This window comes from Pseudoduganella sp. OTU4001 (assembly GCF_038440195.1).
Classification (GTDB): Bacteria; Pseudomonadota; Gammaproteobacteria; order Burkholderiales; family Burkholderiaceae_D; genus Rugamonas.
Genome location: NZ_JASATG010000025.1, coordinates 14,188 through 33,342, shown reverse-complemented (window position 1 = coordinate 33,342; position 19,155 = coordinate 14,188). Strand labels below are relative to the sequence as shown.

Genomic DNA, 19,155 nt, shown 5'->3' with positions numbered 1-19,155 from the left:
TTTTTCATTGTACGGTGGTGGAGACGGCGGTGTCCGCATGACGGACATGCCAGCACCGATTCCAGTACAACATCTTCATCGCTACTCTCCCAGGCCTTGCTTTGCCCTCACCTTTTTTACCGTTTGCATGTCGGGAATTCCGACCTTTTCGCCGGCGCAACGTTGGCGGTACGAATCGACTTTTTTATGGAATTGGCTGATTTGCTGGTTGAACTGTAGGCCTTCCGCATTCAGGGCCTGTGTGCGGGCGTTCAACTCGCGCATACGGGCATTGAATTCATCGACGGCTTTGATGTTCCTGACGTCGAGATCAGACTTGCGGGCAGCGTGCGCTTATCGGCCGTGTCCCGTTGATCGGCCTCTTCCCGGCAGGCACTGTACTCTTCGCGGGTACTGATGTACCAAGACTCCTTCTTCTGATCCTGGGCCATTGCCGGAAGCATTGTGGTGAGCAGGCAAGGCAGCAACGCGTAGTTCGTCATTTTTTTCATCGCCCGAGAGTAACGTTTGTCGTTTTCCCTCTCATTTAGGCATTGGGCAACAATTGAGTAGAATGACGAGCCTCAACCGCTCCCCTCTTAAAGATGACCGCAGCAGACAACAGTTTCTCCCCTTCCGAACGTGATGGCCTCTATCGCGCGATCCGTGAACGCCGCGATGTTCGATCGCAATTCCTGCCAGATCCGGTGCCGGCCGATGTGCTGGCCCGTCTGCTGCAGGCGGCGCACCATGCGCCGTCGGTTGGTTTCATGCAGCCTTGGGATTTCATCGTGATTGAGAGCCGAGAAGTGCGAGAAGAGGTGCATGCCATCTACAAGCGCGAGAACGCGAAGGCGGCGGCGAATTATGAGGGTGACCAAGCGAGCCTTTACAAGCGCTTGAAGCTGGAAGGCATCCTTGAGAGCCCACTGAACCTGTGCATCACTTGCGACCGCACGCGCGGCGGTCCAAATGTGCTGGGCCGCAATTCGATTCTGGAGATGGATCTTTTCAGCACTTGCCTCGCAGTGCAGAACCTGTGGCTCGCCGCCCGCGCGGAAGGCATCGGCGTGGGTTGGGTCAGTATTTTGGACCAGCAACAGCTAGCTGCGGCGTTGAAACTGCCGGACCACGTCTACCCTGTCGCCTATCTGTGTATTGGTTACGTAAGCGAGTTCTTGCCGAGCCCGGAGCTGGAAACAAAAGGCTGGCGCTCGCGCCTGCCGCTTGAGGAGCTGGTGCATGGAAATACTTGGGGCGAACAGATCCAAAGCCGGGAGCTCGAAGCAGCTCTGACAGGTAAGACCTCAATCTAGGCCATCCCTAATTTGGAGCGCACGACTGCTTTGCAGTCGGCTCCCTCCCCGTCATAAACGACGGGGTTTCGCGGTGCAAAATCTGATGAAGGGTTATTGGTTACACCATGTGGACTGACGCACAGACCCAGCGCCCGCCCCGCCCTAGCATTAAGGCTTGCTCGGGGAGGAGTTGTGGACAAGAGAAGCCATAGGGAGCGACGACACGACACCGGTACAGCCGAACGGTTCGACATGGCGGTGCGTACGGCCCTGGCCTTCGACCAGGGGGCAGCCTACAGCTATCTAGCCATTTGCGGTGTAGACCATCCCCTCATCCGCTCCTTTGCCGAGCGCTTCCCCACGCAAATTCGCGCCATCGCCTCCCTGCCCTGGCACTTCAGCGACCGCCGCAGTGATTCCATGCAACGTGCCTATTGAGTGTGGCTTCGCATAAAATAGCGAAGTCATGAAATTGAAACTTCTCATTCCGAGCATTTTTCTACTGCTGTCCGCCGGCCAAGCCGCCGCATCCTGTGGCGCAATCCGCTTCGCCTATCCCGACCAGCATCGCCCGCCGTATTGGCTGGGAAATGGCGAGGCTGTGGGGACGCCGCCCGGCGCCAGCGTTGAATGGGTACGTGAATTTGCTGCCAGCGCGCGCTGCACGGTGGAATTCGTCCGCCTGCCGGTGCCGCGCCTGCGCAGCACACTGGTCAGCGGCGCTGCCGATTTCACGACGGTGGATATGACTGCCGATGGCCAGCCCGGCATCGTCCTGCCGCGCGATGCCAGCGGCAAGCCCGATCCCAAACGCGCCACCACGCTGAATGTGGTCGCCTTCGTGCGCGCCAAGGATGGTTACATGCGCAGCACCGATCCGCTGCAAATGATGCGCGGCCAGCGTGTCGGCGTTATGTATGGTTCGACCTATGCCGCCATGCTCCAGCAGGCTGGCGCCGTACTGGATCAGGGGGCGCCAACCGTGCCGAACAACCTGGAAAAGCTGCACCTGGGCCGGACCGACGCTTTCGTGGTGTCACTGGTCTCGGAAACGGATCTGGACAAGTTTGTCGCCACCCGCTTCAAGGGTGACATCATCCGACTCGACAAGCCGATCCTGAAATCCCACCTATGGCTGGCCGCCAGCCAGCAGTATTACGACAGCCATCGCAGCGAAGTCGAGTCCATGTGGAACTGGCTCGGCGGCGATGGCAACAAGCGCTATAACCTGCTCCTGCGCAAATACACGGAAAACTAGCCTTACAGCGAGAAGGAAATTGCTCCTTCCAGGGCCACTTTGTCCGTTACCCCAACCAGCGTCACACTGCCACCGGACAAAGTGATGACCGTATCGGCGCCCACGGTTTTGGCGTACTTGCCGACAAAGTCGTGTGCTGACATAGGGGTGTTAAAGAAGTCCAGGAAGAACAGCTTATCGCCTTCACCAAGATTAAGGCCGACAATGCGGTCGCTGCCCATCTGGGGTTCGAATACAAAGTAGTCGGCGCCACTGCCACCGTTCAGGATGTCATTCCCCTTGCCGCCAAACAGGAGGTCGCGTTCGTCGCCGCCTTCCAGGGTGTCGTTGCCGCTGTCGCCGTACAGGTAATCGATACCGCCGCCGCCAAGCAGCTTGTCATCGCCGCTGCCGCCGTACAGCGCGTCGGTCACGTTGCCGCCAGTGAGGTTGTCATTGCCGTTGGCGCCTTGCAGGACGTTTTCATTGTCCATCACACCGACCATGACGTCCGCGCCGTTGGTGCCGGTCAGGTTCTTACCCTTGTCCGATGTCGAGCCCCAGATTGCCAGGGTGGCGGTACCCTGCGTCACCAAACCTGCCTTGTCTTTGACGCTGTAGGTCACGGTTGCCAGCACCTTCTGCCCGGTTGTGGCCCAATCGAATTCGGCGGAAGGCGAAATTGAGATTGCCTTGCCGTCGCTGGAAATGGCTGCAGTCGCGTAGACCTGGCCCAGTGTCAGCTGCTGTTTGGTGACCGGGTTGGTGAAGGTGTTGACCGTGGTTTCCGGCGCCCATGTCAGGGTGACCGAGGAAACGCTGCTAACCACCAGCACATCATTGGCATCCACGTCGAAGGCGTAGTCTGGCACGATTGGAATCAGGATCGTGGCGTTTTCCACCGTGTTGAGGGAAATCGGGGTAGTGTCGGGGGCTTCATTTACGTCGGTAACGGGGAGCGTTACGGCCTTTTGCGAGGCATTGCCGGCCAAGTCCATGGCGACAACCGTGAACTTGTAGCTGGACTTGGTTTCGAAGTCCGCTGCGGCGGTCATGCGTACGATGCCGTCGCTGCCGATGGTGAATGCGGCGGCATCGTCGGCATTGTTTTGCAGCAGGGAGTACTGCGGCCCATGCAAGTCGTCTGTCTGTGCGGTGTACACGGTAGCGTTGGCGCCGGCGTTTTCAGCGACCGTTGCGGTGGCGGCTGATGTGAAGACTGGCGCGGTGGTGTCGAGAACGAGACTTGCGCCAGCGCCTGTTGCGGTGTTTCCTGCGAAGTCGGTGGCGACGATGGAAACGGAGATAGTACCGTCCGCGAGCGAAGACAGGTCCACGATGCCGTTTTTGCCGATGACGGTGTTGGCGCCATTGCTGAAGGTGACTTTGGCGTTGGCGTCAGCGTCGAGTCCCTGCACGCTGTATGCAACGGCGGTGCGTTCGGCCTTGTTAATCAACTGGTCGGCGAGCGTTACCTTCAAATCGCCATTCAAATCCGCTTTGGTGTCGAGCGTGAAGGCAAATGCGGTGGTGGTCGAATTGCCGGCGATGTCGGTATCGGTGACGGCCACGCTGTAGTTGCCGTCGGTGGAAGGCATAGCGTAGCTGGTGGATGCGGGGCCGCCGTTGATGCTGAAACTGCGGGCCGCACCTGCTTCCAGATTGCCGAAGGTGATGGCTGCGTTGCTGGTGACTTTGTCGGAGTTGTGACCAGTTGCGCCGTCGGTGCTGTCGCTGGTCAGGGCCATGCTTAGCGCAGCTGCTGCCTTGGTGTCGAGGGTGAATTCCAGCGAGGCAGATTTTCTGTTGCCTGCGGCGTCGGTGTCGGTAACGGTCACAGTGTGCTTGCCGTCCGCTAGTGCAGCGGGGTTGTAAGCCGGGGTTGCGTTGCCGTCGACCAGGATCACCCGGTTCGCGTCGGCGTCTTTGGCGCCGAAGTTGATGTTGGCGCCGTTGCTTACCTTGTCGCTGTCGTGGCCGGGCTGGCCGTCGCTGCTATCCAATGCAAGACCTAGCGTGGGCGCGGTGAGGGTGGTATCCAGGGTGAACGTGAAGCTGCTGCTGGACTTATTGCCAGCGGAGTCGATGTCGAATACTTCGACCGTGTGGGTGCCGTCCTGCAGGGAACCCGGGTCATAGGCGGCGACGCTATTGCCGTTGACCTTGTAGGTTCGCGTTGCATCTTGGTCCAGCGCTGAGAACACTAGCGCGGCGCTATTTGTCAGTTTGTCGGTGGCATGACCTGCCGCGCCGTCGGTGGAGTCGGTTGCCAGATTGATCGAAGATGCGCTGATGGTCCGGTCAATGGTGAATTTCAGCTCATCACTTCTGATGGTGTTGCCAGCGTGGTCGGTGTCGGTGATGACGACGGTGTGCTCGCCTTCGGCCAATGCGGCCTGGTTGTAGCTAGCGACAGCCTGGCCATCCACCGTGATGACACGTTTCGAGGCGTCGGCTTCCAGGGCGCTGATGGTCAGTGCCGCGTTGCTGGTGCGGTGGTCGCTGTTGTGGCCCGCTGCGCCATCAGTCGTGTCGTCGGCCAATGAGACCGTAGCCTTGGCGATCGAACGATCCACCGTGAATTTCAGCTCGTCGCTGCTGATGGTGTTGCCAGCGTGGTCGGTGTCGGTGATGACGACGGTGTGCTCGCCTTCCGTCAGCGAGGCTTGGTTGTAATTGGCGACGGCCTGGCCGTCCACCGTAATGACGCGTTTCGAGGCGTCGGTTTCCAGGGCGCTGATGGTCAGCGAGGCGTTGTTGGTGCGGTGATCGCTGTTGTGGCCTGCTGCACCGTCGGTCGTGTCGTCGGCCAACGAGACCGTGGCCTTGGCGATGGATCGGTCGACGGTGAATTTCAGCTCGTCGCTGCTGATGGTGTTGCCAGCGTGGTCGGTGTCGGTGATGACGACGGTGTGCTCGCCTTCAGCCAATGAAGCCTGATTGTAGTTGGCGACGGCCTGGCCATCGACAGTGATGACGCGTTTCGTAGCGTCGGCTTCCAGGGCGCTGATGGTCAGTGCCGCGTTGCTGGTACGGTGATCGCTGTTGTGGCCCGCTGCGCCATCAGTCGTGTCGTCGGCCAACGAGACCGTGGCCTTGGCGATGGATCGGTCGACGGTGAATTTCAGCTCGTCGCTGCTGATGGTGTTGCCAGCGTGGTCGGTGTCGGTGATGACGACGGTGTGCTCGCCTTCAGCCAATGAAGCCTGATTGTAGTTGGCGACGGCCTGGCCATCGACAGTGATGACGCGTTTCGTAGCATCGGCTTCTAGGGCGCTGATGGTCAGTGCCGCGTTGCTGGTACGGTGATCGCTGTTGTGGCCCGCTGCGCCATCAGTCGTGTCGTCGGCCAACGAGACCGTAGCCTTGGCGATCGAACGATCCACCGTGAATTTCAGCTCATCGCTGCTGATCGTGTTGCCAGCGTGGTCGGTGTCGGTGATGACGACGGTGTGCTCGCCTTCAGCCAATGAAGCCTGATTGTAGTTGGCGACGGCCTGGCCATCCACCGTGATGACGCGTTTCGAGGCGTCGGTTTCCAGGGCGCTGATGCTCAGGGAAGCGTTGCTGGTGCGGTGGTCGCTGTTGTGGCCCGGGGCACCGTCTGTCGTGTCGTCGGACAGGGAGACCGTGGCCTTGGCGATGGAGCGGTCCACCGTGAATTTCAGCTCATCGCTGCTGATCGTATTTCCAGCGTGGTCGGTGTCGGTGATGACGACAGTGTGCTCGCCTTCCGTCAGCGAGGCTTGGTTGTAATTGGCGACGGCCTGGCCGTCCACCGTAATGACGCGTTTCGAAGCGTCGGGTTCCAGAGCGCTGATGGTCAGGGAGGCATTGCTGGTGCGGTTGTCGCTGTTGTGGCCTGCTGCACCGTCGGTCGTATCGTCGGCCAACGAGACCGTAGCCTTGGCGATGGAGCGGTCGACGGTGAATTTCAGCTCGTCGCTGCTGATCGTGTTGCCAGCGTGGTCGGTATCGGTGATGACGACCGTGTGCTCGCCTTCGGCCAATGAGGCCTGGTTGTAGTTGGCGACGGCCTGGCCATCCACCGTGATGACGCGTTTCGAGGCATCTGCTTCCAAGGCGCTGATGGTCAGTGCCGCGTTGCTGGTGCGGTGATCGCTATTGTGGCCTGCTGCACCGTCGGTCGTGTCGTCGGCCAACGAGACCGTAGCCTTGGCGATGGAGCGGTCGACGGTGAATTTCAGCTCATCGCTGCTGATGGTGTTGCCGGCGTGATCGGTGTCGGTGATGACGACGGTGTGCTCGCCTTCTGTCAGCGACGCCTGGTTGTAGTTGGCGACGGCCTGGCCATCCACCGTGATGACGCGTTTCGAGGCATCTGCTTCCAGAGCGCTGATATTCAGTGCCGCGTTATTGGTGCGATGGTCGCTGCTGTGGCCTGCGGCACCGTCGGTCGTGTCGTCGGCCAACGAGACCGTAGCCTTGGCGATGGAGCGGTCGACGGTGAATTTCAGCTCGTCGCTGCTGATCGTGTTGCCAGCGTGGTCGGTGTCGGTGATGACGACGGTGTGCTCGCCTTCCGTCAGCGAGGCCTGGTTATAGTTGGCGACGACCTGACCATCGACGGTGATGACGCGTTTCGTAGCGTCGGCATCTAGGGCGCTGATGGTCAGTGCCGCGTTGCTGGTACGGTGATCGCTGTTGTGGCCCGCTGCGCCATCAGTCGTGTCGTCGGCCAACGAGACCATAGCCTTGGCGATCGAACGATCCACCGTGAATTTCAGCTCATCGCTGCTGATGGTGTTGCCAGCGTGGTCGGTATCGGTGATGACGACAGTGTGCTCGCCTTCCGTCAGCGCCTGGTTGTAGTTGGCGACAGCCTGGCCATCGACAGTGATGACGCGTTTCGTAGCGTCGGCTTCTAGGGCGCTGATGGTCAGTGCCGCGTTGCTGGTACGGTGATCGCTGTTGTGGCCCGCTGCACCGTCTGTCGTATCGTCGGCTAGGGCGACCGTAGCCTTGGCAATGGTGCGGTCCACGATGAATTGCAGCGTGTCGCTGCTGATCGTGTTGCCAGCGTGGTCGGTGTCGGTGACAACGACAGTGTGATCGCCTTCGGCCAACGAAGCCTGGTTGTAGCTGTCGACAGCCTGGCCATCGACAGTGATGACACGCTTCGAGGCGTCGGCTTCCAGGGCGCTGATGGTCAGGGTGGCGTTGCTGGTGCGGTGGTCGCTGTTGTGGCCCACCGCACCGTCGGTCGTGTCGTCGGCCAGGGAGACCGTTGCTTTTGCGATCGTGCGGTCGATCGTAAATTGGAGGGTGCTGCTGCTGGCGGTGTTACCTGCGTGGTCGGTATCGGTGATGACGACTGTATGGTCGCCCTCGGCGACCAAGGCCGGGTTGTAGTTGGAAACTGTCTGGCCGTCGAGCGTGACGACGCGTTTCGACGCGTCTGCCTCCAGCGCGCTGACCGACAGCGTAGCGTCGCTGGTGCGACGGTCGGTGCCATGCCCGGCGCCCTGGTCGCCCGTATCGTTGAACAAGGCGACTGTCGGCGTTGCGACTACCCGGTCCAACGTGAATGATAGGCTGGCTTGTGCGGTGTTCCCGGCTGCATCGGTATCGGTCACCATGACCGTGTGCGCACCATCCGCCAGCCCAGCGGGGTTGTAGCTTGCGACGGGCTGGCCGTCTACCGTGATGACGCGTACGGCATCGGCGTCCTTCGTGCTAAATGTCAGCGCGGCGCTATTGGTGCGTCCGTCGCTGTTATGGCCGCTGCCGCCATCCGTCGAGTCCAGCGTCAAGGCGAGGGTCGGCGCTGTGAGGCGGGTATCGAGGATCAGGCTAGCGCCGACGCCATTTGCCACATTGCCGGCAAAGTCTTTAGCGCTGACTGTCACTGTAACCTGGCCGTCATTGAGGCTGGAGAGATTGACCGTACCGTTGTTGCCAACCACCGTGTTGACGCCATCGCTGAATGTCACGGTGGCGTTCGCGTCCGCATTCAAGCCGCTCACGGTATAAGCCACGGACGTGCGCTCGCTGGCGTTGACCAGCGTATCGCCAAGCGTGACATTAAGATCGCCTTCAGGATCGGCAAGCGTGTCGAGGGTAAACGTGAAGCTGCGGTTCGCGCTATTGCCGGCGGCGTCGGTGTCGGCGACGATCACAGTATGCGAACCTTGCGTCGTGGGCGCGGTATAGGTGCTGCTGGCAGCAGCGCTGTCAACCTTGAACGTACGGCTGGCGCCCGCTTCCAGTGCGCTGACGGACAGCGCTGCGTTATTTGTGATGAGGTCCGAGTTATGTCCCGCAGCGCCATCGGTCGAATCCACCGAGAGCGCCACGGTCGGCTGCGTCGCAGTGGTATCCAGCACGAAGTTGAAATTGCGCGTCGCTACATTACCGGCGATGTCGGTGGCCCGTACGACGACGTTGTTGTTGCCCTCCACTGCGGTGAAGGTGGAAGTGAATGCTCCGCCGTTATTGCTGTAGTCGATGGCAGCCCCCGTCTCCACCCCCGTGACGGCCAGGGTGCCGATGCGCGTAATGCCATCACCTGCAGTGCCTGTGTCGCTGGTGAGCGCCACGTTTGGTGCGGCAGTCGATGTATCGATCGTAACGGTACGCCGGAACAACTCGCCGCTGGTTGCATTGTTCTGGTTCGTGTTGATGATGATCGTGTAAGTATCAGCCTTCAGCGCGGTCGCATAATCAAAGCTCCAGTCCACGTTATCCTGTTCCTGCTTCACACTGACCGTGCCGGCGAGCGTAGTGCCCGCCGCATTGGACACCCACAGGAACATATCGCTGCTGCCCTTGTTGGAGGTGTATTTGCCGCTGAACGTGAGTGTGGTGTCGTTGGTGATGAAATCACCTGCGTTGCCGCTGTCGGTACTGATTGCCGTGATCGTCGCCTTATTCACAGGCAGCAGCACATCATAATTCGCCACCGACAGAGCGGCCGTTTCGATAGCACCACCGGCGGAAGCCTCCAGCACCCAGTCACCACCTGCGGCAGCACTGCCGGTCAGATCGGTCGATGCCGCAACATCAGCCCCGGTGGCCTGCGCCAGGCCGGAGATGAAGGCTTGCCCCGCCGCGCCGGCTGCGACATCGCAGCCATACAGCAGGATGTCGCCATTGCTCGTCATATGGCTGCCGATCTCCGCCAGCTGGCTGGCGTATTGCGCCATCGTGCTCGCGTTCAGAACTGTGGAGCCCAGCACAACCTCGCCAGGCGCACCGTGCGACACCACATCCAGGCTCGCAATATTGGAGACGATATCGATCGCGCCTACCTGCCCCACATTGTTGGCCAGGAAGTCGCGCATCTGCTGGATGCCATCACGCGCAGCATCCAGCACCACCACCGTGCAACCGGCAGGCATGCCCGCCACCAGGGTCTGGTAGTCGGCAACGCTTGGGTCGATGAACACCACGCGCGGCGTGAACAAACCATCGCTAGCGCCACTGGGCGAGACCACGGTGATGCTGGCGCCCGCATGGGCGCTGAGGTAAGCCTGGATCTGCGCACTGCCGCCATTCAGCATCACGACGTCAAAATCGTCGGTATCGAATTTGGCGGAAATGCTTGCGAGGTTGGAGAGGTTACTGTTCAGAAAGACAGTGCGAGAAGTGGCCATGATTATCCCAAAGAGGTTTGTTATTGACGGCTTACCTGATCAATTTACGCAATGGGAAACAGAAAGTGCATGGGTGTAATGCCCTTTTCACCCATGACAAGTGTCCTAGTACATACCTACCTGCAAGTCGAATTCGCGCCGGAAGCGGCGTAAAATGATTTATCGCGCGCAGCGAAAAGGAGACAATCATGTCGACAATCAACAAGGGACGCAGCCTGGAACAGCAAACCCACCACAGCACCAGCAGCATCGGTACTTATGGCGCCGGTTCCACCGGCGAGGGCAAGCTTTCCCGACAGCAAGAAGGTAACCAGCAATCGGCTGGCCGTACCGACGACCTGCTATCAGGCGGTGTCGACGAGACCGAAAGCGAACACGGCTTCCAGACCGGCCCGCAATACCGGCAAGGCGAGCAGCCGGAAAACACGACCCAGAAGCTACGCCGCAGCGAACGCTAAGCTACAATCGGGGCATTACTTACGGAAAGGAAATGCCCCGATGATTTACGAGCTGGCGGAATTTGAGATCAAAGATGGCCAGGGTGCCGAGTTTGAAGCGGCCGTGGAAAAAGCCGTGCCGTTGTTCCAGCGCGCCAAAGGCTGCAGGTCGATGCGCCTGGACCGCGTGATCGAGCGCGCCAATACCTACCACCTGGTAATCGCCTGGGAAACGCTGGAAAACCACACCGTCGATTTCCGCGGCAGCGAAGACTTCCAGGCCTGGCGCGGCATGGTTGGCCAGTATTTCGCCAACACGCCGACTGTCGAACACACTTCCAACGTCGTCGCAGGTTTCTGATGCGCCTGGTCGCCTGTCTGCTGTTGGCCGCAGCCTGCGTGCCAGCCATGGCCGCCTCGCCGGCGGAAACCATGGATGCGTTCCAGCGTGCGCTGGCCGAGGGCAAGCGCGAGCAAGTGCTGGCCCTGCTCAGCCCCAAGGTGCAGATATATGAATCCGGCTATGTTGAACGTAGCCGCGACGAATATGCCGCGCACCACCTGGACAGCGACATCGAATTCCTGCGCACCACGCAAGCGCGCGTACTGCGCCATGCCGAGTACCGTTCGGGCGCCACGGTCATCGTCACACGCGAAACGGAAACCACCGGCACTTACAAGAATGCCAAAGTGCATATGTTCGGGCTGGAAACCGCCGTACTGGAGCAGCAGGACGATGGCTGGCAGATCGTGCACCTGCACTGGTCCTCACGCAAGGCCAAGGCGAAGTAAGCGCGCGCCGTGCCGCCATCCCATACGCGACAATCCCGCAAAGAGGAGAACCGTTATGCCACATACTATTTATCGCAATTTCCGCCAGGTGGCGGATGCCGAGGGCGCACGCAGCGCCCTGCTGGCCGAAGGCTTTACCAATTCGGCTGTACAACTGAACCTGCATGAAGCGCGCCCACTGACCACCACCGCATCGGCGGTGCAGAACATCATGGATTCGCTCACGCCGGACGATGTCGACAATACCGACAAGCCGGACCGCCCCGCCGCCCTGCTGGCGGTCGATGTGTACGACGACGCCCAGCGCGAGCAGGCCGACCAGATCATGGCCCGCTTTGGTGCTCAGGAGGCGTGATGGTCGAACACCTGGCGCAAGTAGGCCAGGAAAGTCTCGTCCTTGCACAAGGTCTTGCCCGGCGAGTCGGATAGCTTTGCTACCGACTGGCCGTTGCAGCGGATCAGCTTCATCACGATGTTGAGGGGCTTGATGCCGACGTCGTTGGTCAGCCAGGTGCCAATGCCGAAGCCCACCATGATGCGGTCGGCGAAGTGGCGGTACAGGCGGAAGGCGGTGTCGAAATCGAGCCCGTCGGAGAACACCAGGCGCTTGGTGTTCGGGTCGATGCGCAAGGCCTGGTAGTGCGCGATGGCCTTGTCGCCCCATACGAAGGGATCGCCGGAGTCGTGGCGCAAGCCGTCGAACAGCTTGGCGAAGTACAGGTCGAAGTCGTTGAGGAAAGCGTCCATGCCCACCACGTCGGTCAGGGCAATCCCCAGGTCGCCACGGTATTCCTGCACCCACGCTTCCAGCGAGGCTTTCTGGAAATCGCGCAGCCGCACGCCGAAAGCCTGGAAGGATTGCATGTACTCGTGGGCCATGGTGCCGATCGGGATCAGACCGTATTTTTTCGCGATGTAAACGTTGGAAGTGCCTTTGAAGAACTCCGGCACTTCGCGTGCCAGGCGCTCGACGACTTCATCGTGCCATGCGGCCGAAAAGCGGCGGCGCAGACCGAAATCGGAAAAATCGAAGGGGTGGCGCAACGCGGGCGTTGCACCGAAATCCTTTAGCTGTGCGATCTTTTCGCCCAGGCGGCGACGCCCTTCCTCCAATGCAGCAGGGGTGCCGGTGCGGCGGAAATACAGTTCATTGACGATGTAGAGCACGAAGATCTCAAACGCCATCACATGCACTTGCGGGCCGGCGGCCTGGATCACCAGCGCTTCGCCCTCGGCGCGTACTTCGATGAACTTGCGCTGGAATCGGAACAGCGCGAGGAAGTCGACGAAATCGCTTTTGATGTAGCGCAGCGAGCGCAGGTAGGCCAGTTCGTCCTCGGTGAAGGACATGCTGCACAGGTGGTCCAGCTGGGCTTCGACTTCGCCTTTCAATTCCGCCAGCGGAAAAGCGGGCTGGTTGCGGCAGACGAATTCGTACTCGGTATGGGCACTGGGGTGGCCGTGCAGGAGCGCCTGCCACATGGTGAACTTATACAGGTCGGTTTCGAGCAGGCTGCGGACGACAGGTACCATCTTAATGCTCCGCATTGGCCAGCCATTCCGGCAGCACTTCGCCCGACGTGGCCAGGCGCGCGCCGCGCCGCTGCATGGCTTGTGCGAACTCCAGGTATTGCGCTTCGAAGCCGGTCACAGGGCTCATGCAGTCGGTCACCAGCACCAGCTTGCGCGGATCGATATGGTCCGCGATATGTTCGGTGGTCGCTTTTACGCAATGGCTGCCTGCTTCGCCGGTAATGTAGATGGTGTCGGCTTGCGACAGGCTGGCGATCAGTTCGCGGTTCAGTTGCGAGGCGGGGTCGGTGGGATCGGGCACTTCGGCCATTACGGCGGAGTAGTGCTCGGTCCAGGGGTTGGAGCCTTTGCCGACCTTGGCCACTACCGCGTGGCGCTCTTCCTCCCAGGCGTTGTAGGCGCTGCGCACGGCATCGTGCACATTGTGGCCCCAACTGCCGATTTCGCAGTGGACGGGCCAGACCATCAGCTGGTAGCGGCCGGCAGCTTCCAGCGTATCGAGGTAAGACAGCACGCGCGGCAAAGCGGCGGCATCGCGCGGCAGGAAGCGCCCTGCCCGCACATCGGCGGCGGCGATCTGCGTGAACGGGACGGGTGCGGCGCCGTCAGCGCTGCGCCAGAAGGTGGGATGCGCCACGTCGTAGCGGTGGTGCGAGTCGAGCGTGACGGTGATGTCGGTCAGCCCGGCCCCGCCCTGTCCAATCAGGCGCGCCAGGCGCAGCATGTCCTGGTGGGCGCCCGGAACGGGCAGCGCCGGCTGGGCCGGCGCAGGAAGGTCGCAGAAATCATTCTGCGGATCGATGATGAGCAGGTGGTAGCGGCGTTTCATCGCCACATGATACCAGCCTGCCCTGTTCTTTACGCAGCGATCAGCTCGTCAATCGACTTGCGGCTCTTGGCCAGGGTATCGGCCACGGCCTGTTCGCCCATCGCCACGCCTTCGGCGCGGATGAACTGCACGTCGGTCAGGCCCAGGAAGCCCAGCACGGTGCGCAGGAAGGTGGTCAGGTGGTCGTAGGCCACGGCTGCGCCTTCGCTGTACACGCCGCCGCTGGCGGTGAAGACGTAAACCTTCTTACCCTTCAGCAGGCCTTCCGGACCATTGGCGCCATACTGGAAAGTGCGGCCGGCACGCGCCACGTGGTCGATCCAGGCTTTCAGCGAGGACGGCACGGAGAAGTTGTACATCGGCGCGCCGATCACGACCACGTCGGCGGCGATCAGTTCGTCCACCAGGGTATCGGACGTTTTCACGACGTGCGCCTGCTCGGCGTTACGCTGCTCGGCCGGGGTGAAGAAGGCGCCCATCATCTGTTCGGTCAGGTGCGGCACAGGATTGGTGGCCAGGTCGCGCTCGACCACGGTGTCGGCCGGGTTGGCGGCTTTCCACTTGGCGATGAATTCGGCCGACAGCTGGCGGGACAGCGAACCGGCATTGCGCACACTGCTATTGATGTAGAGAACGTTTGCCATGATGGTGCTCCAGTAAAAGTTGGTGATTGCAGCCATCATAGAACCGGTTTAATATCGACGAAATAGGTTTTATCTGAATATAAATAATCGATTTTATAGATCATGCGAGATCCCGGCCTCCCCACCCTCGACCAGCTGCGCGTGTTTATCGCCGTCATCGACCATGGCGGTTTCGCCCATGCCGCACGCGCCCTGCACCGCACCCAGTCGGTGATCAGCTACACCATCGCCAACCTGGAAGAGCAGCTGAACATCGAACTGCTCGACCGCAGCACCCGCAAGCCCACCCTGACCGAGGCCGGCAAAGCCCTGCTGGCCGATGCGCGCGCGGTGGCCACCAAGGTCGACAGCATGCGCTCGCGCGCCAAGGCCCTGGGCATGGGGCTGGAGGCGGAGGTATCGATCGTGGTCGATGTAATGTTCCCCACCTGCCTTCTGGTGCGCACGCTGGAGCAGTTCCAGCGCGAATTCCCGACCGTGGCGCTGCGCTTGCGTACCGAGGCGCTGGGCGCCGTGGCGCAGATGGTAGTGGAGCGCCGCTGCCAGCTCGGCGTGGCCGGCATGGCGGCCGATGTGCCGGCCAATATCGAACGCCACGCGGCGGGCTTCGTTAAAATGATGCCGGTGTGCGCGCCGATGCACGCGCTGGCAAGCGAAGCGGCGCCAATCCCTACCTCCGTGCTGCGCGAGCATTTGCAGCTGGTGGTGACCGACCGCAGTCCGCTGACCGAGGGCCGCGACTTTGGCGTGACCGGCCTGCGCGACTGGCGCCTGGGCGACCTCGGTTCCAAGCATGCCCTGCTGCTGGGCGGTCTGGGCTGGGGCAATATGCCGGAGCATACCGTCCTGCGCGATCTGTCCGAGGGCCGCCTGGTGCGCCTGCATACGCAGGAAATGAAGGAACTCGAATATCCGCTATTCGTCATCCATCGCGGCGACGACGAGCTGGGGCCGGCAGGCAAATGGCTGCGCCAGCATTTCGTCCAGCTCGACCATACGCTGCCGCGCGACGCTTTCTAAAGATTCCTACAGGCGCTCGGCGCGTGCGCCTACAGGCGTGGTCTCGGCATCGGCCTAGCATGGACTCCGCTTCACCCACAAAAGGAGAGAGATCATGACACCACGCAAGGATACTGAGCAGTCCGACGATTGGCGCAACCAGGCGGGCCAGGCTGGCCAGCCAGACCAGGGCAACCAGCAGCAAGGCGACAAGCAAGTCGACAAGCAAGGCGACAAGCAAGGCAACAAGCAATCGGACCAGGACCGCGGCAACAAGCAAAGCGATATCGGCCAAGGGGGGCGCCAGGGCGGTCGTGACGACCTGGAAGATGATGTAGGAGGCCAGCGCGGCGACCAGGGCAATCGCGGCGGCCGCGACCAGCAGCGTTAAGCCAGCAATTGGCCGTCAGGCCATTCCGGCGGCGCGCAGGCGGGATTTGAGGCGGCGCACTTCATCGCACAAATCCACCACCAGCGCCGCCAAATCCTCATCCGCATCGAAATCGCGCTCCAGCTGGGCCAGCCGGCGCGCCCGCCCCAGGTCCACGCTGGTGAACGGTCCATCCAGCAGGATGCCGCGCCGCACATGCTGCACCACCCACTCCGGTTCGACCGCGCAGGCACGCGCCAGCTCATCCAGTGTTAAGGCCTGGTTTTCCAGCGGCACGCCCTCCAAAAACTCGTCCTCAGGCATCACTCATCCTCCCTATCCGCCAAATTCACTTTGCATCTGCTCATACAGTGCGCGCCGCGCGGGCGTATTAGCCGGCGGCACGGAGATTTCCAGTATCAGGTAGAGGTCGCCCGCGGCGCCGGCAGCAGCGGCGGCGGGAATGCCGCGCCCCTTCAGGCGCAGCTTGCGCCCTGCCTGCGAACCGGGCGGCACGGTGACGGTCACGCGGCCAGAGGGCGTAACCACCTCACGCTCTCCGCCCAAGGCAGCCGCCCATGGCGCAATCAGCACCTTTTCGTACACATCGCGCCCCTCGATGCGGTAGCGCTCGTCGGCCTGGAAAGCGATTTCAAGGTACAAGTCACCCGCCTCCGCACCGTTGGTTCCGGGCTGGCCCTGCCCGTTCAAACGCAAGTGCTGGCCGGCCGTAACGCCGCGCGGGATGGTGACTTTGAGGTTGCGCTGGCGGCCAAGCGAGATTTCGCGCTGGGCGCCGTGGTAGGCATCGTACAGGCTGATTTCGATAACGGCGTGGATGTCTTCGCCGCGCATGCGGAAGCCGTGCCGGCCACCGCGCTGGCCACCGCGCTGGTTGCCGAACTGGGCGAACAGGTCGGCAAAGAAGTCTTCGGCACTGCCCCCGCCCCATTCGGGGGGCGGATGGAATTCCTGGCCGGCGCGGTACTGGCCGCTGCCCAGCGAATCGTAGGCGGCGCGTTTTTCCGCGTCGCCCAGCACGCCGTAAGCTTCGTTCAATTCCTTGGTGCGGGCGTCGGCATCGGCTTCCTTGCTGACGTCCGGATGATATTTACGGACCAGCTTGCGGTAAGCCTTCTTGATCTCGTCATCGCTGGCTGTCCTGGCGACGCCCAGCGTGTGGTAATAATCCTTATATTCCACGCCATACCCTCCCGCTAAAGGAGAGTATAGCGTAGCAAACGATCAGCGGATACGGCGCAGGGACGTGATGCGGTCGATGAAGTCTTGCAGGTCGTTATAGCGGCCCGGGCCGTACACGCGGCACTGGCCGCCGTAGTCGTTATGCTCGCAGATCTCCCAGGTGCCGTAGTGGATCACCATGGAGTTGGCCTTGTCGTTGAAGCCGACGTCGCGCAGGGTGCGGATGTCCTGGCTGATGCCGACGCGGCTACCGCGCATGCCCAGGTCGTTGAACAGCTCAACCGCATCGCCGCGCTCGCGCTCGTAGCGGCGTTCGTCGCGGCGTTCTTCGCGCCAGCGTTCCTCACGGCGCTCTTCGCGGCGCTCGTCGCGATAATCACGGTTGTCGCGGCCGTACGCATAGCCCTGGCCACGGTCGTGGCGGCCATCGATCTCGCGTGCGGACGAGAAGTTATTGTTGAAGCGGCGCAGATCCGGGTAATTGCCGGGTTCGAACACGGCGCAGTGGCCGCCAAAGTTCTTGTGCTCGCACAGTTCCCAGGTGCCGGAACGCACGATCACGCTGGAGGCACGGTCGTTGAAACCGAAATCGTTGAAGTTGTTGGCGGCGCCGTCAGCGATCACCACACGTTGGCCGCGGAAGTCTTCACGCGAGAACAGTTGCAGTTCGCCAGCCGTGGCCGCCTGGCCCACCAAAGTAGCCGCCAGCAGGAAAGCGGCAGTCAAGGTATTCTTCATCAATAGCTCCATAGATTAGCCTTGCACCTCTAACGCGGCGCAAAGGGCGATAGACTACATTACCTTGTAACAAATTCCTACTAAACAACAGATGCCGACCACGTATTCGACCACCAATTTACGCCGTGAAGCAACAGCATTGTGGAAATTGGCCTGGCCGGTACTGATCGGACAATTGGCCACCGTCGGCATGGCGGTGGCGGACGTGGCGATGACCGGCCATACCAACGCCGCCGAACTGGCCGCCGTCTCGACCGGCGCCGCCATCTGGTCCATCGTGGTGGTGACCGTGGTCGGCACCATGATGGCCATGAACACCCTGGTGGCGCACGAAGTCGGCGCCGGCACCCACGACCGCATTCCGCACCTGGTGCGCCAGAGCCTGTGGAAAGGGCTCGGCGTCGGCCTGGCGGCGGCGCTGCTGGCCAACCTGGCCACCCTGCTGTTCGACCACCTGCAGCTGGCGCCGGAAGTGAACCGGCGCGCGTCGCTGTTCGTCCACTTTATCAGCATAGGCCTGCCGCCCTTCGCCTGCTACCGCGCGCTGTATGGCTACAGCGCCAGCATCAACCAGACCAAGCCGGTGATGGTGATCGCCCTGCTCGGCCTGGCCTTCAATGTACTGGTCAACTGGCTGCTCATCTTCGGCAAATTCGGCCTGCCCGCCATGGGCGGCGTCGGCTGCGCGGTGTCGACCGGCATCTGCATGTGGCTGATGCTGGGCGCCATGCTGGCGTGGATCCGCATCTCGCCGGCCTACCGCAGCACCTACCCATTCACGCACTGGGCATGGCCGCACTGGCCGGAAATCCGCTCCATGCTGCACCTTGGCCTGCCGATCGGCGTGACCTACTTCGCAGAGGTCAGCGCCTTCGGCGCGGTGGCCCTGCTGGTGGCGCGCTTCGGCGTGGTGGAGCAGTCGGCGCACCAGATCGCGCTGAATTTTTCTTCGCTGGTGTTCATGGTCCCTCTCAGCCTGGGCATCGGCATGGTGACGCGCGTCGGCCAGGCCATGGGCGAAGGCGATGCGCAGCGCGCCCGCACTGCCTCGTGGGTCGGGATGGGGATGTCATTGGCCTTCGCTGTCTTGTCGGCCGCCTTTATCGCCCTGTTCCGCCACCAGATTGCGGCGGCTTACACCAACGACGTGGCGGTGCAAGCCACCTGCGTCACCCTGCTGCTGTTTGCCGCCCTGTTCCAGCTGTCCGATGCAACCCAGGTGGCGGCGGCCTGCGCGATCCGCGGCTACAAGGTCACGCGCGGACCGATGCTGATCCAGCTGCTGGCGTTTTGGGTGTTCGCCCTGCCGGTCGGCTGCCTGTTGGGCCTGTGGCGCGGGATGGCGGCCAGCGGATTCTGGATCGGCCTGGTGCTCGGTTTGACGATTGCTGCCATTTTGCTCACGTCCTACCTGCGTACGCTGTCGAATTCCCGCGTAGCCGAAGGAAAAACGGCATAAGCCACCGCATTCCGAATTTCA

At 61.6% G+C, this 19,155-nt stretch carries 17 protein-coding genes; 10 read left to right on the top strand and 7 right to left on the bottom strand.

Annotation, left to right across the window (positions count from 1 at the left end; translation table 11 throughout):
- The first annotated feature begins 584 nt into the window (after positions 1-584).
- From bluB to AAHE99_RS19670, 3 genes are all read left to right on the top strand, one after another.
- Positions 585-1,295 carry a 5,6-dimethylbenzimidazole synthase gene (gene bluB, locus AAHE99_RS19680; protein WP_342119055.1) on the top strand — a complete coding sequence of 237 codons (711 nt, stop codon included), beginning with the start codon at positions 585-587 and terminating at the stop codon, positions 1,293-1,295.
- Between the two features lie 174 nt (positions 1,296-1,469).
- Positions 1,470-1,715, top strand: coding sequence for a hypothetical protein (locus AAHE99_RS19675; protein ID WP_342119054.1), 246 nt, complete (start codon positions 1,470-1,472; stop codon positions 1,713-1,715).
- Positions 1,716-1,743: 28 nt separating this feature from the next.
- Complete coding sequence (locus AAHE99_RS19670) at positions 1,744-2,535, top strand: substrate-binding periplasmic protein (protein WP_342119053.1); 792 nt, start codon at positions 1,744-1,746, stop codon at positions 2,533-2,535.
- Between the two features lie 2 nt (positions 2,536-2,537).
- Here AAHE99_RS19670 and AAHE99_RS19665 read toward each other — a convergent pair whose 3' ends face one another.
- On the bottom strand, positions 2,538-10,130 hold the full coding sequence (locus AAHE99_RS19665) for an Ig-like domain-containing protein (RefSeq protein WP_342119052.1): 7,593 nt from the start codon (positions 10,128-10,130) through the stop codon (positions 2,538-2,540).
- A gap of 188 nt (positions 10,131-10,318) precedes the next feature.
- Between AAHE99_RS19665 and AAHE99_RS19660 the strand changes: the two genes are divergently transcribed.
- Genes AAHE99_RS19660 through AAHE99_RS19645 form a run of 4 tightly spaced genes read left to right on the top strand, consistent with a single transcriptional unit; the run spans position 10,319 to position 11,714 of the window.
- The gene (locus tag AAHE99_RS19660) at positions 10,319-10,588 is read left to right on the top strand and encodes a hypothetical protein (RefSeq protein ID WP_342119051.1); all 270 of its coding nucleotides are present in this window, start codon (positions 10,319-10,321) and stop codon (positions 10,586-10,588) included.
- Between the two features lie 40 nt (positions 10,589-10,628).
- A complete protein-coding gene (locus AAHE99_RS19655; protein ID WP_342119050.1) occupies positions 10,629-10,928 on the top strand; it encodes an antibiotic biosynthesis monooxygenase family protein in 300 nt (99 codons plus the stop codon).
- Entirely contained in the window at positions 10,928-11,359 is a 432-nt protein-coding gene (locus AAHE99_RS19650) for a YybH family protein (RefSeq protein WP_342119049.1), read from the top strand. Before AAHE99_RS19655 ends, AAHE99_RS19650 begins: the two co-directional genes overlap by 1 nt.
- 55 nt (positions 11,360-11,414) lie before the next feature.
- Entirely contained in the window at positions 11,415-11,714 is a 300-nt protein-coding gene (locus AAHE99_RS19645; RefSeq protein WP_342119048.1) for a hypothetical protein, read from the top strand.
- Here the strand turns inward: AAHE99_RS19645 and pncB are convergent.
- The 3 genes from pncB to AAHE99_RS19630 are packed head-to-tail and all read right to left on the bottom strand — an operon-like array spanning position 11,702 to position 14,365.
- Complete coding sequence (gene pncB / locus AAHE99_RS19640; protein ID WP_342119047.1) at positions 11,702-12,892, bottom strand: nicotinate phosphoribosyltransferase; 1,191 nt, start codon at positions 12,890-12,892, stop codon at positions 11,702-11,704. The genes AAHE99_RS19645 and pncB overlap by 13 nt on opposite strands.
- A gap of 1 nt (position 12,893) precedes the next feature.
- Positions 12,894-13,721 carry a cysteine hydrolase gene (locus tag AAHE99_RS19635; RefSeq protein WP_342119046.1) on the bottom strand — a complete coding sequence of 276 codons (828 nt, stop codon included), beginning with the start codon at positions 13,719-13,721 and terminating at the stop codon, positions 12,894-12,896.
- A 29-nt stretch (positions 13,722-13,750) separates the two neighbouring features.
- Complete coding sequence (locus tag AAHE99_RS19630) at positions 13,751-14,365, bottom strand: FMN-dependent NADH-azoreductase (RefSeq protein ID WP_342119045.1); 615 nt, start codon at positions 14,363-14,365, stop codon at positions 13,751-13,753.
- Between the two features lie 102 nt (positions 14,366-14,467).
- On the opposite strand from AAHE99_RS19630, the gene AAHE99_RS19625 reads away from it, so the two are divergent.
- Complete coding sequence (locus AAHE99_RS19625) at positions 14,468-15,385, top strand: LysR family transcriptional regulator (RefSeq protein WP_342119044.1); 918 nt, start codon at positions 14,468-14,470, stop codon at positions 15,383-15,385.
- A 94-nt stretch (positions 15,386-15,479) separates the two neighbouring features.
- Positions 15,480-15,755: a hypothetical protein gene (locus tag AAHE99_RS19620; RefSeq protein WP_342119043.1), complete on the top strand. Its 276-nt coding sequence runs from the start codon at positions 15,480-15,482 to the stop codon at positions 15,753-15,755.
- Between the two features lie 15 nt (positions 15,756-15,770).
- On the opposite strand, the gene AAHE99_RS19615 is transcribed toward AAHE99_RS19620, so the two are convergent.
- Genes AAHE99_RS19615 through AAHE99_RS19605 form a run of 3 tightly spaced genes read right to left on the bottom strand, consistent with a single transcriptional unit; the run spans position 15,771 to position 17,675 of the window.
- Entirely contained in the window at positions 15,771-16,058 is a 288-nt protein-coding gene (locus AAHE99_RS19615) for a MerR family transcriptional regulator (RefSeq protein WP_342119042.1), read from the bottom strand.
- Positions 16,059-16,070: 12 nt separating this feature from the next.
- Positions 16,071-16,937, bottom strand: coding sequence for a DnaJ C-terminal domain-containing protein (locus tag AAHE99_RS19610; RefSeq protein ID WP_342119041.1), 867 nt, complete (start codon positions 16,935-16,937; stop codon positions 16,071-16,073).
- Between the two features lie 42 nt (positions 16,938-16,979).
- Entirely contained in the window at positions 16,980-17,675 is a 696-nt protein-coding gene (locus AAHE99_RS19605) for a beta/gamma crystallin-related protein (protein ID WP_342119040.1), read from the bottom strand.
- Between the two features lie 91 nt (positions 17,676-17,766).
- On the opposite strand from AAHE99_RS19605, the gene AAHE99_RS19600 reads away from it, so the two are divergent.
- Positions 17,767-19,134 carry an MATE family efflux transporter gene (locus AAHE99_RS19600; protein ID WP_342119039.1) on the top strand — a complete coding sequence of 456 codons (1,368 nt, stop codon included), beginning with the start codon at positions 17,767-17,769 and terminating at the stop codon, positions 19,132-19,134.
- The last annotated feature ends 21 nt before the right edge of the window (positions 19,135-19,155 follow it).

What these genes read in the sequence shown, in the direction of transcription:
- bluB (WP_342119055.1), top strand. Translation starts at nt 585, where the DNA reads ATGACCGCAGCAGACAACAGTTTCTCCCCTTCCGAACGTGATGGCCTC.
- AAHE99_RS19670 (WP_342119053.1), top strand. Translation starts at nt 1,744, where the DNA reads ATGAAATTGAAACTTCTCATTCCGAGCATTTTTCTACTGCTGTCCGCC.
- AAHE99_RS19665 (WP_342119052.1), bottom strand. Translation starts at nt 10,130, where the DNA reads ATGGCCACTTCTCGCACTGTCTTTCTGAACAGTAACCTCTCCAACCTC.
- AAHE99_RS19660 (WP_342119051.1), top strand. Translation starts at nt 10,319, where the DNA reads ATGTCGACAATCAACAAGGGACGCAGCCTGGAACAGCAAACCCACCAC.
- AAHE99_RS19655 (WP_342119050.1), top strand. Translation starts at nt 10,629, where the DNA reads ATGATTTACGAGCTGGCGGAATTTGAGATCAAAGATGGCCAGGGTGCC.
- AAHE99_RS19650 (WP_342119049.1), top strand. Translation starts at nt 10,928, where the DNA reads ATGCGCCTGGTCGCCTGTCTGCTGTTGGCCGCAGCCTGCGTGCCAGCC.
- AAHE99_RS19645 (WP_342119048.1), top strand. Translation starts at nt 11,415, where the DNA reads ATGCCACATACTATTTATCGCAATTTCCGCCAGGTGGCGGATGCCGAG.
- pncB (WP_342119047.1), bottom strand. Translation starts at nt 12,892, where the DNA reads ATGGTACCTGTCGTCCGCAGCCTGCTCGAAACCGACCTGTATAAGTTC.
- AAHE99_RS19635 (WP_342119046.1), bottom strand. Translation starts at nt 13,721, where the DNA reads ATGAAACGCCGCTACCACCTGCTCATCATCGATCCGCAGAATGATTTC.
- AAHE99_RS19630 (WP_342119045.1), bottom strand. Translation starts at nt 14,365, where the DNA reads ATGGCAAACGTTCTCTACATCAATAGCAGTGTGCGCAATGCCGGTTCG.
- AAHE99_RS19625 (WP_342119044.1), top strand. Translation starts at nt 14,468, where the DNA reads ATGCGAGATCCCGGCCTCCCCACCCTCGACCAGCTGCGCGTGTTTATC.
- AAHE99_RS19620 (WP_342119043.1), top strand. Translation starts at nt 15,480, where the DNA reads ATGACACCACGCAAGGATACTGAGCAGTCCGACGATTGGCGCAACCAG.
- AAHE99_RS19615 (WP_342119042.1), bottom strand. Translation starts at nt 16,058, where the DNA reads ATGCCTGAGGACGAGTTTTTGGAGGGCGTGCCGCTGGAAAACCAGGCC.
- AAHE99_RS19605 (WP_342119040.1), bottom strand. Translation starts at nt 17,675, where the DNA reads ATGAAGAATACCTTGACTGCCGCTTTCCTGCTGGCGGCTACTTTGGTG.
- AAHE99_RS19600 (WP_342119039.1), top strand. Translation starts at nt 17,767, where the DNA reads ATGCCGACCACGTATTCGACCACCAATTTACGCCGTGAAGCAACAGCA.